Annotated in this window: 11 protein-coding genes; 3 read left to right on the forward strand and 8 right to left on the reverse strand. The window is 65.2% G+C overall.

Annotation, left to right across the window (positions count from 1 at the left end; translation table 11 throughout):
* Positions 1-21: 21 nt before the first annotated feature.
* The 7 genes from DTX69_RS02365 to DTX69_RS02395 all read right to left on the reverse strand — a co-directional run bounded on the left by DTX69_RS02365 (position 22) and on the right by DTX69_RS02395 (position 13,083).
* The gene (locus tag DTX69_RS02365) at positions 22-4,995 is read right to left on the reverse strand and encodes a coiled-coil domain-containing protein (RefSeq protein WP_119299863.1); all 4,974 of its coding nucleotides are present in this window, start codon (positions 4,993-4,995) and stop codon (positions 22-24) included.
* Between the two features lie 69 nt (positions 4,996-5,064).
* A complete protein-coding gene (gene scpA, locus DTX69_RS02370) occupies positions 5,065-7,215 on the reverse strand; it encodes a methylmalonyl-CoA mutase (protein ID WP_119299864.1) in 2,151 nt (716 codons plus the stop codon).
* A gap of 90 nt (positions 7,216-7,305) precedes the next feature.
* A complete protein-coding gene (locus DTX69_RS02375; RefSeq protein ID WP_162916532.1) occupies positions 7,306-7,872 on the reverse strand; it encodes a hypothetical protein in 567 nt (188 codons plus the stop codon).
* Positions 7,873-7,973: 101 nt separating this feature from the next.
* The gene (locus DTX69_RS02380) at positions 7,974-9,785 is read right to left on the reverse strand and encodes an adenylate/guanylate cyclase domain-containing protein (protein ID WP_119299866.1); all 1,812 of its coding nucleotides are present in this window, start codon (positions 9,783-9,785) and stop codon (positions 7,974-7,976) included.
* A gap of 26 nt (positions 9,786-9,811) precedes the next feature.
* Positions 9,812-10,681, reverse strand: a complete 870-nt coding sequence (locus tag DTX69_RS02385) for a TIGR01459 family HAD-type hydrolase (protein ID WP_119299867.1) — start codon at positions 10,679-10,681, stop codon at positions 9,812-9,814.
* A gap of 20 nt (positions 10,682-10,701) precedes the next feature.
* On the reverse strand, positions 10,702-11,973 hold the full coding sequence (locus tag DTX69_RS02390) for an EAL domain-containing protein (protein ID WP_119299868.1): 1,272 nt from the start codon (positions 11,971-11,973) through the stop codon (positions 10,702-10,704).
* A gap of 51 nt (positions 11,974-12,024) precedes the next feature.
* Positions 12,025-13,083 carry a quinone-dependent dihydroorotate dehydrogenase gene (locus DTX69_RS02395; RefSeq protein ID WP_119299869.1) on the reverse strand — a complete coding sequence of 353 codons (1,059 nt, stop codon included), beginning with the start codon at positions 13,081-13,083 and terminating at the stop codon, positions 12,025-12,027.
* 254 nt (positions 13,084-13,337) lie between these two features.
* Between DTX69_RS02395 and DTX69_RS02400 the strand changes: the two genes are divergently transcribed.
* Together DTX69_RS02400 and DTX69_RS02405 are read left to right on the forward strand one after the other, a co-directional pair.
* Entirely contained in the window at positions 13,338-14,084 is a 747-nt protein-coding gene (locus tag DTX69_RS02400; protein ID WP_284735496.1) for a S24 family peptidase, read from the forward strand.
* A gap of 265 nt (positions 14,085-14,349) precedes the next feature.
* Positions 14,350-15,192 (forward strand): branched-chain amino acid aminotransferase, encoded by an 843-nt coding sequence (locus DTX69_RS02405; RefSeq protein WP_119299871.1) that lies wholly within the window; start codon positions 14,350-14,352, stop codon positions 15,190-15,192.
* A 135-nt stretch (positions 15,193-15,327) separates the two neighbouring features.
* Here DTX69_RS02405 and DTX69_RS02410 read toward each other — a convergent pair whose 3' ends face one another.
* The gene (locus tag DTX69_RS02410) at positions 15,328-15,732 is read right to left on the reverse strand and encodes a tellurite resistance TerB family protein (RefSeq protein WP_119299872.1); all 405 of its coding nucleotides are present in this window, start codon (positions 15,730-15,732) and stop codon (positions 15,328-15,330) included.
* A 105-nt stretch (positions 15,733-15,837) separates the two neighbouring features.
* Here DTX69_RS02410 and DTX69_RS02415 point away from each other — a divergent pair, with 105 nt between their 5' ends.
* Complete coding sequence (locus DTX69_RS02415) at positions 15,838-16,773, forward strand: AEC family transporter (RefSeq protein WP_119299873.1); 936 nt, start codon at positions 15,838-15,840, stop codon at positions 16,771-16,773.
* The last annotated feature ends 7 nt before the right edge of the window (positions 16,774-16,780 follow it).

The following is a 16,780-nucleotide window of genomic DNA, read 5'->3' on the forward strand; positions in this document are numbered from 1 at the left end:
GCGCGCATCTCTGCGCTTTCTTTAGTGCTCCGTCGCGCGGCCGAGGCTCCTTGACATCACGAGATACAGCTTGCCCACGTCCGCGGTGATGAAGGTCGCGCTCAAGACCGATTCGGGATCCGCCGAGGCGGAATGCTTCAGCAGGTCCTCGAACTTGGTGAGATAGCGATCGACCATGTCCTGGAACTTGTCGTCGCGCTGATAGCGCTGCTCGATTGCCGGAATGACGTAGGAATCCTTGGCCTTGAACAGGCGCCGCGCGAAGATCGAACGATCGCCGTTGCGGTAGCGCTTCCACACGTCTTCCGGCACTTCGGAATCGAGCAGGTTGTGCATATCGAGCGCGAGGCCGTTGAGCTCGTCGATCATCACGGCCGCGACCTTCAGGAAGGCATCGCGCGTGGTGAGCGCCGTCGCCTGGCGCAGCTTATCCAGGCGATCCATCGCCGCCTGGGTCGACTTCGCGATCTCCTGGGTCTGAAGCTGGAAGCGCGCGCCGAGCTCGCTGGTGCGCTGGGTCGCGGTGTCGAGAGAAAGGCGCAGGGTGTTGGTCTGCTTGTCGAAGCTTTGCGCGACCAGCGTAGCGCGCTGGATCGCCTGCTCCGCTACCCGTGTCATGGCGGAAACGCGCTCCTCCAGCGTCACCGAAGCGGTTTGAAATTCCTTGTTGAGCTTCTGCGCGGCATCGATCAGGACCACCGAGTGCTTGCCGGACAGGTCGCTGGCAGCAGCTGCTTCCGCCTTGGCCGCCTCGGCGCTGGACTTGGCGGCGGCGGCCGCGGCCGCGAACTCCGAGATCTGGTTCTGGAGCTGCCCACGCACCGATTGGCCGAGATTGACGACCTGCTGCGAGAGCTGTGAGAGTTCCTGCAGCTGCACCTGCACCGAGGCCTTGAGGTCCTCCAGCTGTCCTCCGGCGCGCTTGGCGAGCTGGGTCAAGGCTTCGCCGCCGTCGCGGAAGCTCTGCACCACGTCCCGCGCCTGGCGGGCGCCTTCGAGGGTCGCGTTCTTCAAGGTCTGAGCCAGGTTCTCGACCGACTCGTTCAGGGTTGTGAGCTGCGCTTCGCCATCCTTCGCAACCTCACCGACCAGGCTCATGCGCTGTGTCAAGGAGTCGTTCAGATCGCTCTGCCTCAGCAGCGAACGGTCGATGACGGCGGTCAGGCTCTCGGTCTGCTGCGCAAGGCTCTGCCCGACTTCCTCGAGCCGCCGGCGTGCGACATCGGCGGCACCAGCCAGCTGTGCGGCCTGCCCCGTATGGAGCTGCGCCAGCTGGTCGGACTGGCGCGCGCCTTCGGCCGCGGCCTGGCGCAAGGTCTCGCACTGCGCCTCCACTTCCGCGCGGATGACAGTCGTTTTGGCAGCAGCAGTCGCCGTTGCGGTGTCCAGGTCGGCGATCGACTTGCGCAGAGTCTGGTTGAGCGTGCCGGCGCCATCGGTGACGCGGGCGGAGGCTTCGATCAGCGTGGCCGCATCGTTCTTGAAGGAATTGGCGATCGCCTGTGCTTCGACTGCGATCCGCTCCGCCACCTTGCTGACGTCGTCGACCTGGGCTTTGAGGCTCTGGCGGATATCCAGCGTGGCGGCATTGGTCTTCGCGAGCGCGGCCTGTAGATCGTCGCTCTGCCGCTGCAGCGATTGCCCCAGCTCCATCGCGCGCTCGGCGGCCGCCGCGCCGGCGGTTTTCAAGCCGGCGGCGTGACGATTGATCAAGGTCTCGATCGAGCCTGCCAGATCCTCGACCTGACGCTGCAGACCGCGGCTTGCCTCGGCGGCGCGCTCGGTCAATTGCAGGCCGGCGCGGCTTGCCTCCTGCGCCTGCTTCGAGAGCGCATCGCGCATGGCGATGGCGACATCGGCCGCCTGTGCCGCCGCCTTGCCCAGGGTCACTGCCTGTGAATTGGCGGCGTCCGACAATTGCCGGCCGCGATCCACTAGGTCCTGGAACAAGGCCTTCACGCTATCGCTCTCGGTGCCGAGATTCTTGGTCGCTTCCGTCGCAGCCTGGGCGGCCACGTCCTTCAGATGCGCCGCCTGCCGCTGTGCTGCCTCTTCGAAGCTGGCGACAATGTCGGCCAGGCCCTGCTCCGTGAGCTCGGCCTGTACCTTGGCCGAGGCGCTGAGGCCGTGGGTCTGCTGCACCAGGCCGGCGGCGGTCGCGGCGATCTCCTGTGCCTGCAGCTTGAGCGCGGATTCCAGATACGCGCCGGCTTGCTTGGCCGCAGCGATCAGCTCGTCGCGCTGAGTGATGGTCGCAACCTGCAGCTCCTTGATGCGCGCGCCGATCTGCTCGGCGGCATTGAGGAACTCGTCCGACTGCCCGCGCATCAGGTTGTGCAGCGAGGCCGCCGCCTGCTGCGCCATCTCCTGCAGCCGCGTGTTGGCCGCACTCATGGATTGCTCGAGCGACGTCGAACGCTGCTCGAGCTCATTCGTCGCCATGCGCACCGAAAGCAGGTGACGGTCCAGTTGCTCCCGCAGCCGCGCGCCGGCCTGATCGGTCGCCTCGTTCAAGCGGTCGCCGTGCGCCAGCGCCATGCTGGAGAGGTCGCCAGTGCGCCGGATCAGGCTGTCCACTACGGCGCTCAGGGCCTGGGAATGGCCGTCGAGCTGGCCGCGGAGGCTCTGCGCCGCGCGGTCGGCCGCTTCGGACAGCAAGCGGCTCTGCCCGGCCGCCGCATCGGCGAGCGCCGCGGCGCGGCGGTCGATCTCCTGCAGCGCGCTCGCGATCGAATCGCCGTAGTTGCTGATGGCGGAGCGCCAATGCTCGGCAGCCTGCTGCTCCAGGGAGCGCATGCGCGCGCTGTGCTCGGTGAGCCGTTCGCCGAAACGGTCAGCCCCTTCGGCCGCCACCTGGTTGGCGCGCTTGGCATGCGCCTCGAGCTCTTCGCCGAGATCCTTCGTCCGTTGCTCCAGCGTCTGCACCAGCTCGCCCAGCTTGCCGTGCTGCTCGCGCCAGGTCTCGCCCAGAGCCATGGTGTGCAGCGCCATGCGCTGGCGCAATGCATCGCCGGCCTGCTCGCCGGCCGCGACCAGCTGATCGCGCTGCTGCGTGATCAGTTCGGCGAGGTTGGCCAGGCGTTCGGCTGCGGCCTTGTCGAGCTCATCCAGCTTCGATTCCTGCGAGGACACGTGCACGGTGATGCGTTCGCCGGCCTTGTCGATGATGCCGCCGATCCGTTCCGACTGCTTGTCGATCACGGTCTCGAACTTGTTGTTGCGCTTTTCCACCTCGAACAGGTGCTCGTCGATCTTGGACGCTTCCCTGCGCAGCAACTCGGCGAATTTCTCCGAGCCGCGGCCAGCCGCGCTTTCCAGCACCGCGCCATGGGCCTCGATCGCCGCCGCGAGCTCATCAGCCTTCTTGGCCGCGAGCTGCGCGAGCTCATCGAGCTTCGCCTCGTGTCCTTCGATGTGGGTGCGAAAGCGCTGCGAGGCGGCATCGGCCGCCAATGTCATGCGCCCGCTCTGCTGATCCACCAGCTGCTGCAGCTCGGTCGTCTGCCGGCCTGCTGCATCTGTCGCACCGGCCAGGACGGATTTGAATTCCTCGATCTTGCCTGCGAAGGCCTTGGCCGCTTCGACGGTCGCCTCGCCCAGTTTCCTGCTGTGCTCGTCCAGCGCGGTGCCGATCGATTTCTGACGCTCGTCCAGCCGATCGGCTGCGGATTGCGCCATGGCCGCCACGTTGGACGCGAGCTGGTCGAACGCGCTTTCCAGTTTCTTGCCGTGATCCTCAAGTGCGGCGCTCATGGTCTGCTGACGCTCGCCGACGCGATCAGATGCAGTCTGCACCGCACCCCCGATATCCGCGGACAAACGATCGAAGGCGACTTCGAGCCGCTTGCCATGCCCGTCGAGGGCCATGTGCATGGCTTGCTGCTTCTCGTCCAGGCGGTCGGCGGTCGATTGCGCCAAGGCATTGACATTGTCCGCCACCTGATCGAAGGCCTGGCGGAACTGTTCGCCCGCGATGTTGGCTGCTGCGCCGAGACGCTCCACCTGGGCGCGGCTCGTTTGTTCGAGCACGGCGCTGTCCGCCGCGCACTTCTCGGCCGCCGCCACCGCCTGATCGGCGAGGCGCGTCAATTGCTGGCTCATCTGCTTGGCGCTGCCGCGGATCTGCGCGACGAGCGTTTCGGTGTGGGCGGTGAATTCGCGCTGCGAGGACTCCGTCGCCTGGATCATGGTGCGGGTCTCGTGGCGCGAGGTTTCGGTCGCCTCGTCGATCCGGCCGGCGAGCGCGGTCATCTGTTCTCGGAACCGGCCGGCCGCCTGCTCGATGTGATCGCCCAACCGCTCGGCCTGGGTCTCCACCGCGTCGCGCACGCTGGATCCATGATCCAGGATGCGGTCGATGACGCCAGCAATCTCCGTGCGCTTTTTCTCCAGCACCTCCGCGATGCGCCGCGCGCTTTCCTCCGCTGCTGCTTCCATGGCCGCGGCTTGGTCCTTGCCGGTCTGGCTCAGGCCTTCGCGCTGCTTCTCCACCATGCCCATCATTTCGCCGAGGATGCGGCGCTGTTCGGCCAGCGTGCTTTCGACCTCCTCGTTGCGGCTGCGCGCGGCCTTGGCGGCCGTGTCGATGTCGCTGGCTTGCGATCGGAACAAGGCCCGCGTGCCATCGAGCGCGGTGGCGGCCTCTTCCGTCGCCAGGCGCAGATCCAGCGCCTGGCGACGCAGTGATTCCGCGATGGAATTGACGCGATGCTCCGCGCTCTGGTCCGGGAAGGTGAGCTCTGCAAGGCGGCTGGCCAGGAGCTCCGTGTGCTCCTTCAGCGCCTGGCCACGCGCCGCGAAAGCGACCAGTATCCACACCAGCAGGAGCGGCGTCGCGATGCCCGCGACGATTAAGCCGAGCTCGTGGGGCAACATGCCCGCGAGCGATCCCAATCCGATGAAGTCGAACACATACCAGACAACAGCAATCAGCCACAGCACGGTGGCTACCCCGGCGGCAACAGACCAGATCCGCCGATGGCCCAAAATCGTCATGTAATCCTCCCTCGTGATCCGTGCGCGGCGTCTCCCCTACCCCCGCCGGTCGGATCACTCCATTCGATGCTAGGCGGCTTTTCGTTGCCGTCGGATCAACCCGAGGATCTCCGCAGCCGCCTTTGGTATGTTGGTGCCGGGGCCGAAGATTGCCGCCACCCCGGCATTTTTCAAGAACTCGTAATCCTGGGCCGGAATGACGCCGCCGCAGACGACGGCAATGTCGCCGGCCCCCTCGGATTTCAGCGCCGCGATGAGTTGCGGCACCAGGGTCTTGTGCCCCGCCGCCTGGCTCGAAACGCCGATCACATGCACGTCGTTCTCGACCGCCTGGCGCGCCGCCTCATCCGGCGTCTGGAACAGCGGACCGATATCCACATCGAAGCCGATGTCCGCGAAGGCGGTCGCGATGATCTTGGCACCCCGGTCATGGCCGTCCTGCCCCAGCTTGACCACCAGCATCCGCGGACGCCGTCCTTCCGCCGTCAGGAAGGCCTGCACCTCGTTCTTGATGGTCTGGAACTCCGGATCGTTGCGATAGGCGGCGCCGTAGACGCCGGAGATCGACCGCACTTCCGCCTTGTGGCGCGAATAGACCTTTTCCAGCGCGCCCGACACCTCGCCCACCGTCGCCCGCGCGCGCATCGCGGCGATGGAGAGCTCCAGCAGGTTGCCGCTGTTCCCGGCGGCGGCCTCGGTCAAGGCATCGAGTGCAGCGGCCACTCTCGCGCCGTCCCGCGTCGCCCTGACCTTGTTGAGCCGCGCGATCTGCTGCTCGCGCACCTTGGTGTTGTCGATGGCCAACACGTCGACATCCGCCTGCTGGCCGGACTGGTACTTGTTCACCCCGACGATGACGTCTTCGCCGCGGTCGATGCGCGCCTGGCGCCGGGCCGCCGCCTCCTCGATGCGCAGCTTGGGCATGCCGGACTCGACCGCCTTGGTCATGCCGCCCAGCGCTTCCACTTCGGCAATCAGCTTTTCGGCTTCCACCACCAGCGAATTGGTCAGGCTCTCGACGTAGTAGCTGCCGCCGAGCGGATCGACCACATGCGGCACGCCGCTCTCTTCCTGGATGATGAGCTGGGTGTTGCGCGCGATCGAAGCGGAGAACGGCGTCGGCAGCGCCATGGCCTCGTCGAGCGCGTTGGTATGGAGCGATTGTGTTCCGCCCAGCACCGCCGCCAGCGCCTCGATCGTGGTGCGCACGACGTTATTGTAGGGGTCATGCTCCGTGAGCGAGACGCCCGAAGTCTGGCAATGCGTACGCAGCACAAGGGATTGCAGGTCCTTGGGATCGAACTGCTTCATCAGCTTGGCCCACAGATAGCGAGCGGCGCGCAGCTTCGCGATCTCCATGAAGAAATTCATGCCGATCGCGAAGAAGAAGGACAGCCGCGGCGCGAATTCGTCGACCTTCAACCCTTTCGACAAGGCGGCGCGCACATACTCGAGGCCATCCGCCAACGTGAAGGCAAGCTCCTGCACAGCGGTCGCGCCGGCTTCCTGCATGTGATAGCCGGAGATCGAGATCGAGTTGAACTTCGGCATGCGGTGCGCCGTGTAGGCGATGATATCGGCGACGATGCGCATCGAGGGCGTGGGCGGATAGATATAGGTGTTCCGCACCATGAACTCTTTCAGGATGTCGTTCTGGATGGTGCCGGAGAGCAGCGCCTGCTTCACCCCCTGCTCCTCGCCCGCGACGATAAAGCTCGCGAGCACCGGCAGCACGGCGCCGTTCATGGTCATGGAGACGCTCATCTTGTCGAGCGGGATGCCGTCGAACAGGACCTTCATGTCCTCGACGGAGTCGATCGCGACGCCAGCCTTGCCGACATCGCCGACGACGCGCGGATGATCGGAATCGTAGCCGCGGTGGGTAGCGAGATCGAAGGCGACGGAGAGCCCCATCTGGCCGCGCCGGAGATTGTCGCGGTAGAAGGCGTTGGATTCCTCGGCAGTGGAGAAGCCGGCATATTGCCGGATGGTCCACGGCCGATTGGCATACATCGTGGCGCGCGGGCCACGGGTGAACGGCGGCAGGCCCGGCAGGCTGCCGGCCACCTCAAGCCCTTCCAGATCCTCGGCCGTGTAGAGTGGTTTGACCGCGATCCCTTCCGGCGTCGTCCAGGTCAAGGTGGCGGGATCGGCGCCCTTCAGCTCCTTGGACGCAAGCGCTTCCCAAGCCTTCCGCTCATGATGCTTGAAATCGGCCACGCGCGAACCTTCCGCAGTGCAGCAACGAGTTCCAACTATAGCGGACCGGATTACTGGAAGTCTAGGAACGCCAATAGGTTCGCTTGGGACTTACATCATGTCCATGAGGCCATCGATGGCAGCCTGGTCCATGATCTGGACATCGCCATGAATGGTGGAGCTGGCCTGGTCTACCATGGTCTTGAGGGCGCCGACCGCCAGCTCGACCACGCGGCGCGCGCGCTCTTCGTCCCCCTGGGTGATCGCCGCCTCCAGACTGGCCAGGGCGCCGGCGATGACCCGGTGCATTTCATTGGTGAGCCGGTCGAAAGTGGCGCGGAATTCCGGCGGAGAGAATGCATAGGCTTCGATGGCCAGGTCGCGGTCGGCGATCGACGAGCCCTCGAAATGCTCGACATAGCTCATCGGCTGCCAGACGCGGCAATCCTCCAGGCATTCCGGAGCGTCGGGCACCAGTTCCATGAGCATGATGATTTCATTGACGTGATTGAGATAGTCGGTCGCCAACAGCGTCCGGTCGTTGACGTTGGTGCCCTTGGCCCGGGCGCAGAATTCGGGATAGCGGGACCGCCAGTCCCGTTCGCCGGCTTCGTGGCTGATGTTGCTGAGCCCCAAACCGGTCGCCCTCCTTGCGCGAACCGATGCTAACGCATTCATGCGAAACTCCGAAGGAACCAAACGTTCCGCCCGCGACCAGCTTTGGCCCGCAGGCGTTAATTTTTGATGTGCCGCGCCGGCGGAGGGCCGTGGGACATACCTTAGAGCGAAGGTCCGAGCCGAAAGAACCTGATCGGCTGGCCGAAGCCTTTAAGGTTGGCCTGATCAGGCAACATTGGAAGGTCCGCCAGGAGCGGCGCGACGGCGGAATCCTCGGCGATTTCTGCCGATAGCACGATCTCGCCGCCCTCGCTCTGGCCCTGCAGGCGGGCCGCCATGTTGACCGTGGAGCCGAAGTAGTCGAGGCGGTCATTCAGCGTCACGGCGATGGTCGGGCCGCTGTGGACGCCGAGCTTGATGACGATGGGCGGGCTGGCCGCGCCGCCTGCCATGTGGTTTTCGCGGTTGAACGCGGCGACCCGGCGCTGGATGTCGATGGCCGCCGCGACCGCCTGCCCCGGCGAGACGAAGGCCGCCATCACCGCATCGCCGATGGTTTTCACGATCGCGCCCTCGTGCTCGCGGATCACCTTGGCCATGAACGCGAAATGATCGCGCACCAGGTGATAGGCGCTGGCATCGCCGATCGATTGATAGAGCGCAGTGGAGCCTTTGAGGTCGCTGAACAACAGCGCGATGCGGCCGACCGCCACTTCATCGCCTGGCCGCAGCACGTCATCGGAGAACAGGTCGCGGAAGGTCTGCACCGCCGTCACGCGATCGGCGGTCAAGGCATCGGCCACCCAGCTGCGATCTTCGATGATGGCGATCAGCGGGCGCTGTGCGTGATTGGTGAGGCGCAGCAGGCCCGGCGCCGCCGCCGCACCGATGGCGACTTGCTTGTCCTCCAGGATCAGTTCCGGGAGGCCGCCAGATCGCCAGTCGACGTCGGCCTCCGGGCCAGGCTCGAGCGTCCGGAAGCGATAGGGGCCGAACGGCAGAGTCGCCTTGAGCTCCCGCGTCTCGCCCGGCTGCAACAGGACCTGTGCCTTCACGTGCGGCACCGACATCGGGCCCCACATGCAATATTCGCCGCTCTCCAGCACGCGCACGGAAGGCGCGGGGTGAAAGCTGGCCTCCACGTTGCGTGAGAAGTCGCGCTCGTAGTCGATATTGCAGGAGGAACAGTGCGCTCCCTGCGGCAGGTGATCGAGCCCACCCGACCAGCCCTTTGCCACCCGGCAGCGCGGGCACAGCAGATCCCAGCGCAATTGCAGCAGGCCGGCGCGCACCGCCTGCAGGCAGAGCTCGATCGCATGGCGCGGCGGGCAGTTCCACAGGCGCGCGAGCGCTAGCGGCCGCACACGCCAAAGATCGACCTCCTGAGCATTGAGGATGTGGTCAGCGAGCTGGCGCGCGAGACCGTGGCCGTTGGGCGTCGCCTCGATCTCCGCCACCATGCGGTCGACCCGCTGCCTGACCTCGTCGCTTACCTGTGGCGCAGCGTAGGGGAAAGGCTCGCTGCGTTGCCCCGCGACATAGGCGGCGGCTTCGTCCGCCAGCCGACCGAAGGTCGCCTTGGTGGACGCAAGCATCCGGCCCACCATCAGCTTGCCCAGTAGGTTCGCCGGCTCGATGGTCACCGAATAATGGGCACGGCTGCCGGACCCCTCGGGCTCGATCTGAAGTTCGGCACTCAACACCTTCAGCGGGCCGTTGCGGAAATAGCGGGTGTGCTCGAACCATTGCTCGCTCACCCAATTAACCGGCTTTTCCTGCCACTTGATCCCGAAGGGGCCTATCTTCGCATCGGCGAGGTAATGCACCGAGCCGTCGGCTTGAAGGATTTCGGTGATTTGATGCTTGGGCAGTCTCGCGGCCTCATTGAAGCGCGCGGTGTCGGCCAGCAGCGGCCACATCGCCGCGGGTGGATGCTGGAACCTCCATTCCCAGGTCTGCGATACCGCGCTCATCGCTCCGCCCCCGATCGGCGCAATCGCTACCAGCCCAGATGCGCGATCGCGAAATCCGGTGTTGGGCCCAGCCTGCGGCACAGGGCCTCCAGGCGGGCCGGGTCTATCTGGTTGTCTACGAGCAGCTCCTGATGATGGATGCCACCGACGGTGAACAAGGTGGCCGCGCCTATTGCCTTGCCGCCGGCCACATCGGTGCGCAAGGCATCGCCGATGCACAGCAGGTGATCGGACGAAAGGCTGCATTCGGCGAGGATGCGCCGGTAGACTGCCGGATAAGGCTTGCCGAACCAGATCACCGCACCGCCCAGCATTTCATAACGCTGGGCAATGGAGCCGGCGCAGATCTCCTCCACGCCGCCGCGATGCACGACCAGATCGGGATTGGCGCAGACCAGCGGAATGCCGCGCTTGGCCGCGGGTGCCAGCACGGGATCGAACGAGCTCAATTCCTCCTGTCCCGTTTCGGTGCCGGTCACCAGGATGAAGTCGGCCTCGGCCGGATCGTCGACCAAGGTTGCGGTCACCCCCTCGATGACGGCGCGGTCACGCGCGGGCATGATCGGATAGAGACGTCGGCCGCGGCCCTTCAGCACCTCGATCTCGTTCTGCGACAGCTCGCGCCAGGTCTCCTCGCCGGAGGTGTGCAGGAACTCGTAGAGGTCCGGAGTGATGCCCATCTCCCCGATGCGCGCCTTGACCTCGCTGGCGCGGCGCGGCGCGTTGGAGAGGATGATCGAACGCTTGCCTGCAGACTTCAGCTGCTTCAGTGCCTCGAGTGCCATGGGATAGACCGTTACTCCGTCATGCAGACAGCCCCAAAGATCGAGGATGAAAGCATCGTATCGGCCCGCGATTTCGCCGAGGCCGCGGATCACTCGTGTCGGGAAACTCATGCGTGGTCAGGGTTCTTCTGTCAGGTGAGCGCGCCGGCGGTCTCGCTCTTCGCGATCCTGGGCTCGCCGAACAGGAAGCCTTGCCCGAAATCGACGTGCAAATCCAGCACTTCCAGTAGCATGGACTCGGTCTCGATGCGCTCGATGACGAGGTCGATGGCGTAGGAATCGAGGGTTCGCTTGAGCAGCTTCGGATCGTTGCCGAGCAGGCCGCTGCGCGCCGCTTCCATCACGCGGCCAGCCTCCAGTTTCAGGAAGCGGAAGTGCCGGCCCGACAAGGTCGCGGCGTCGATATCGAGATCGCCGACCTGGTCCATGGAAAAGCGGAAGCCCATCTGCGCTAGCCGGTCGAGATCGCGCCACAGCGATTCGTCGGCCTCGCGCAGTGCGCGCTGCGGGAATTCGAAGACCAGAGCCGGTGCCAGCTCGATATTCTGCGACATCAGCTGGATGAAATCGCGGAAGAAGCCGCGGTCCGCCAGCGTATGCGGCGAGATGTTGAGGAAGAAGCCGACATTGGCGTTGCTCTTGCGGAGGCGCCGCAAGGTCTGGATGCAGCGGAACAGCAACAGGTTGTCGATCGCAGTCACCAGGCCGTGGCGCTCCGCGACCTCGAGATACTGCTCCGGCACGATGATCCGGCCGTCATTGGTGCGCACCCGCGAATAGCATTCGAAGAAGCGCCGCTTGCGCTGCGGCAAGCTGACGATCGGCTGCAGCGCCAATTCGACCGCGTTCTCGCGCAGGCCTTCGCGCACCAGGTCGAGAATCGTCTGTTCGTCCAATCCTTCGGCCAGGGGCGGCATCGGCAGGGAAGAGGCGGCCGCGGCAACGCCATTCTCAGCCGGGGCTGCAGTAGGCTTCAGAGGCGTAGACGCGGGCGCCGCTGCTTGCGATGCCGGCGATCCGGCGCGCGCCGAGTAGAGCCGCTCCACCAGCGACTGCAGCACCTTCACCTCCGCGATGACGGCGCCGACATTCTGCTCCGGCCGCGCCTGCAGATCTGAGAGCGCGTTGCGCACCTGTGCAAGATCACCTTCAAGCCGGCGCTGCACGCGCTCGAGATGCGCAATCGCTTCCATCGCACCGGCGACCTCGCCGTCGGCGCGTTCGCGGGCGCGCATCAGCGCGTACGCCAGATGCAGCAACGCACCGCTCAGCAGCACCAGCAATCCGAACACCAGGGCCATTCCGGGCGCGAGGCCCGCCACGCGCGGCGGCCATCCCGACGCGATGATCGCGGCCGGCACGATGTAGATCAGGCAAGGCAGAAAGGCGCGAAATCCCGACATGCTGGTCTCAGGTCGTAACGCCGGCGTGGTTAATGCAACATTAAGGAGCGTTCATCGATGATCCAAGCCAATGGCGTCACCGATCGAGTTCAGGCCGTCGCGCTCGAGGCATTGCAGCAATTCCCGTTTCAATCGGTGTACGAGATAAGGCCCTTCGAACACCAGAGCGGAATAGAGCTGCACCAGGGACGCGCCGGCGCGAATCTTGGCATAGGCGTGCGCACCACTGGACACACCGCCGACGCCGATGAGCGGCAGCTTGCCCTGGGTCAGGCGATAAAGCGCACGCAGCACGTTGATGGACGGTTCGAACAGCGGCCGGCCGCTCAGCCCGCCCACCTGCGCGGCGTAGCGTGCATCGAGCCCGGACGGCCGCGCGATCGTCGTATTGGTGGCGATGAGGCCGGCGAGCTTTCCTTCCAGCGCAACCTCGGCAATGTCGGCCAGATCCTGGTCGGTCAGATCCGGCGCAATCTTGAGCAGCAGCGGCGGTGGCGTGGGCGCGTCCGATTGAGCCAGGGCCGCATGGGTGCGCGCGACCAGCTGCGCCAGCGGCTCCTTGCCTTGCAACGCGCGCAGGCCCGGCGTATTCGGCGACGACACGTTGATGACCATGTAGTCACAGCGGCCGCCGAGCCGTTGCGCGGCCTCTTCATAGTCAGCGGCGGCATCCTCGGTATCCTTGTTCTTGCCGAGATTGATGCCAAGCAGGATGCCTTTCTCCGGCCATGTGTATCTGAGGCGCGCAGCCATCGCTTCCATGCCTTCATTGTTGAAGCCCATGCGATTGATGACTGCGCGGTCCTGATCAAGGCGGAACAGACGCGGGCGCGGGTTGCCGGGCTGTGGACGTGGCGTGACACTGCCGACCTCCACGAATCCGAAGCCGAGGCGCGACGCTTGGCGCCAAGCCTTGGCATCCTTGTCGAACCCGGCGGCCAAGCCGATCGGATTGCCGAACTGGCGGCCCAGCACCTCGATCCGAAGGCGCGGATCGTCCTTCAAGGCGCCAATCGGCTGGTGGGCCAGGACCCATAGCGCCAGCCGATGGGCGCGCTCCGGATCAAGCCGCCAAAGCACTGGCCTTATAAGGGAATAAAAGTCCATTATCGAAATCCCCCCAACTTGCCGCGGGTTTATACAGGCTGACTGTTATTTGGCCAAACCGCCCGTTGAACTGCGGGACCGAGGCGCAAAAGAACCGATGATTTGTGGGTACCGGGCATACATCGTTGGAACTACCTATACCTCTGCGCTGAATATTTTCAGGTGGGATGGGAGTACATTGCCTCCCGACCGAGAAGGGGCTTTCGGGTTTTTGGGTCGTTCGGACGCGGATGCGGCCCGATCATTGGGAGGGGTAAATGTTGAATAATGGTATCGAGGGCGCTGTGGAACGTCCGAGCGAGACCAGCGTGCGTCCCGGTCTAGTTCCCATGCTCCAGCATGCGGATGTATGGCGCGGCATCGATCGTCTGGCGGCCAAGCATGGCCTGTCGGCATCGGGCCTGGCGCGGCGGGCGGGTCTTGATCCGACCGCCTTCAACCCGAGCAAGCGCATCACGCGCGAGGGACGGCCGCGCTGGCCGTCGACCGAATCGGTCGCCAAGATCCTGACCGTGACCGGCGAGAGCTTCTCCAGTTTCGTGTCGCTGACCGGCGCGCCCGGCACCGGCGAAGGCCAGGTGTTCCAGGGTGGCAAGCTCGCCGGCCGCGGTGCGGCGGGTAAGTCGATCCCGGTGGTCGCGCTGGCCCGGCTGGCGACCGAGAGCTGCTTCGATCAGAGCGGCCAGCCGGTGGGCAGCGCCTGGGGCCGCTTCAATGCGCCAGGTATCGTGGACCGCACCGCCTTCGCGATCGAGATCAACGGTCACGAGTTCGACCCGGTCTATCGCGACGGCGATATCGTCATCGCCTCGCCGGAACAGGAGGTGCGCCGCGGCGACCGGATCGTGGTTGGAACCACGTCGGGTTCGGTGCTGCTCCGCCGCGTCGGGCGGCAGGAAGCCGAAGGGCTTTACCTCGAATCGCTGACGGACACTGCCTCGGGCGCCTTCTTCAAATCCAGCGACATCCGCTGGATCGCGCGCGTGCTCTGGGCGACTCAATAACGACATTCATCACTATCGTTGGCGTCGGCTTAGCTGACTTGGGGAAGGAGCGGGCGATCGGTGCGAGCCGATCGCCCGTCTCATTTCAGCTGCGGCAATTTTCCGGCCCGCAGAAGCCGTTCGGCGTCGGAAATGCGATTCGCCACGGCGGACATTGTACCGGCACACGTTTCGCCGCCTTTGCCGAACGAACGCAGCCTCGATTCAGACATCCCCTACCGCTATGCTCGCACGCGTTTGATAGAGAGAAGTCAGGGGCAGGAACGTGGACAAGCTGAACTGGATCGACGGCAAGTGGGTCGAAGGCGATCCACTGATCATGAAAGCGTGGGATCAGGCGATCTGGCTGGGTGCGGCGATCTTTGACGGCGCGCGCGCTTTCGATGGCTATGCGCCCGATCTCGACCTGCATTGCGAGCGAGCGATCCGCTCCGCCGCCAATCTCGGCCTCAAGTCGCCCAAGAGCCCGAAGGAGATCGAAGCCATCCTGCGCGAAGGCATCCGCAAATTCCCCCATGGCGTGCCGCTCTACCTGCGCCCCTTCATGTGGGCGGAGCGGGGCGGCCTTGTGCCCGATCCGGAGAGCACGCAGCTCATCATCTCGCTCAGCGTGACACCGCTGCCGCAGCCCGGGCCGATGTCGGTTTGCCTCACGAAATACCGCCGCCCCGGCCCCGATTCAGCCACCACCGACGCGAAGGCCGTCGGCCTCTATGCGCAGGCCGGCCGCGCGCAGGCCGAGGCACAACAGCGTGGCTTCGATGACGCCGTGATGCTGAGCCCGGACGGATTCGTCGCGGAATTCTCGGGCTCCAACATCTTCATCGTGAGGGATGGCGTCGCCTTGACACCCAAGCCCAACGGCACGTTCCTGAACGGCATCACACGGCAGCGCGTGCTGAAGCTGCTGCGCGACAGCGGCGTCAAGGCAGAAGAGCGCGACCTGACGGTGGAAGATCTCGACACATGCGACGAGATGTTCTCCACCGGTAACTACGCCAAGGTGCTGCCGGTCACGCGCTACGAAACGCGCGACTTCCAGCCCGGCCCGGTCTATCGCCAGGCGCGCGAACTCTATTTCGAATACGCGAAGACGCAGCCGGTTTGATGCCCTCTCGGGCTTGGCCCGACCATCCACGAATTTCGAAGAGCGTGATCCGACAGTCGCAAGCACCCTCGTCATGCCCATGCCGAGCATGGGGCATGACGAGGGTGTGAGTGGCGGCCGTCAGAGCTCTTTGCGCTACAACGTCAAATGGCGCGCGCGGGCGCCGCGTTCAATGGCGGCGGCGACCAGCTTGCCGATCTGCAGCTCGTAGCGCAGCAGGTCGAGCAGGCGCGCCTCCTCCCGCGTCACGCTGCTGTCGGCGGCGGCCACGTCGCAGGCGAGCGCATAGGCCGTCTCGCGCAGCTTCTCCGGCAGGCTGGCGCGGATCAGCTTCAGGATCTTCTCCAGGCCGTCTTCGCCTTTCAGCGTCTCGACGCAAGAGGCCGACGTCTTGGTGATCATCGACCTATCATAGTCCCGGAACACCGGTAGGTGCCCGACCATGTCCGACATTGCACCCAATTCAGCATCCGACATGTCGCGGTCGGCAGCGGACATGATGACCATGGTGTAGATAAGGGCGGCGTGGTGGCTGATCATCCGGTGGCTCGCTTTCTACGTTTGCACTTGCGCGCACTCTAGCGGGCACGACCGGAAACTCAAGCCCTGGACCCGGCTTCAAGCCTCTGCCAAGGTCGCGGCCGCATGGAAGCCGTCGTCAACGTCGTTCTCCCGGTCTTCGCCATTGTTCTTGCGGGTTTCGCCTGCGGGCGGATGCGCCTGCTGGGGAAAGGCGGCAGCGAGGCGTTGAACGGATTCGTCTATTTCGCCGCGTTGCCGGCCTTGTTCTTCGGCTCGCTGGCGAAGGTCGAGTTGTCGCAGATCTTCAACTGGCCTTACCTCATCGCCTTTCTGCTTGGAATGCTGGCGACGGCGGTCGCGGCGCTCATCATCGGACGGCTGGTGTTCCGCACGCGCGGCCCAGCCCTGGCGGTGCAGAACATGGGCGCGCTGTTTTCCAACACGGGCTACATGGGCATTCCGCTCGCCATCACCGCGTTCGGCCGGGAGGCGGCGCTGCCTGCGATCCTGGCGACCATCGTGAATGGTGCGCTGATCATGGGTCTCTACATCCTATGGATCGAGGCACAGCGCTCGACGGCAAGCCATCACTTGCACGTGGCGCGCGATGCTTTCGCCGGGGTGTTCCGGTCGCCGCTAGTGCTCTCGGCGATCGCCGGCATCCTGGCTTCCGCCTTCGCCTTCGACGTGCCGGCGCCATTGCTCACCTTCTGCGATATCATGGGCGCGGCGGCGCCGCCGGCGGCCTTGTTCGCCATGGGCCTGTTCATGGTCGGCAAGAGCTTCAAAGGCGATCTGGTCGAAGTCTCCGCCATGTCGGCCTTGAAGCTGATCCTGCATCCACTGGCGACGTTCGCGATCGTCCTGTGGCTGATCCCCATCGAGCCGGCCTGGCGCGATGTCCTGCTGCTGATGGCCGCCCTGCCGACGGGCTCGCTGGTGTTCGTGCTGGCCTCGCAGCACGACACCTATGTGCGGCGCGCGACGGGAATCATCCTTGGCAGCACGCTGGCCTCGGTCGTCACCTTGTCCTGGCTGCTGGACTATCTCGGCGTGTGAGGAAGCC

This window comes from Dongia deserti, from assembly GCF_003574735.1.
In the GTDB taxonomy this organism is placed as follows: domain Bacteria; phylum Pseudomonadota; class Alphaproteobacteria; order Dongiales; family Dongiaceae; genus Dongia_A; species Dongia_A deserti.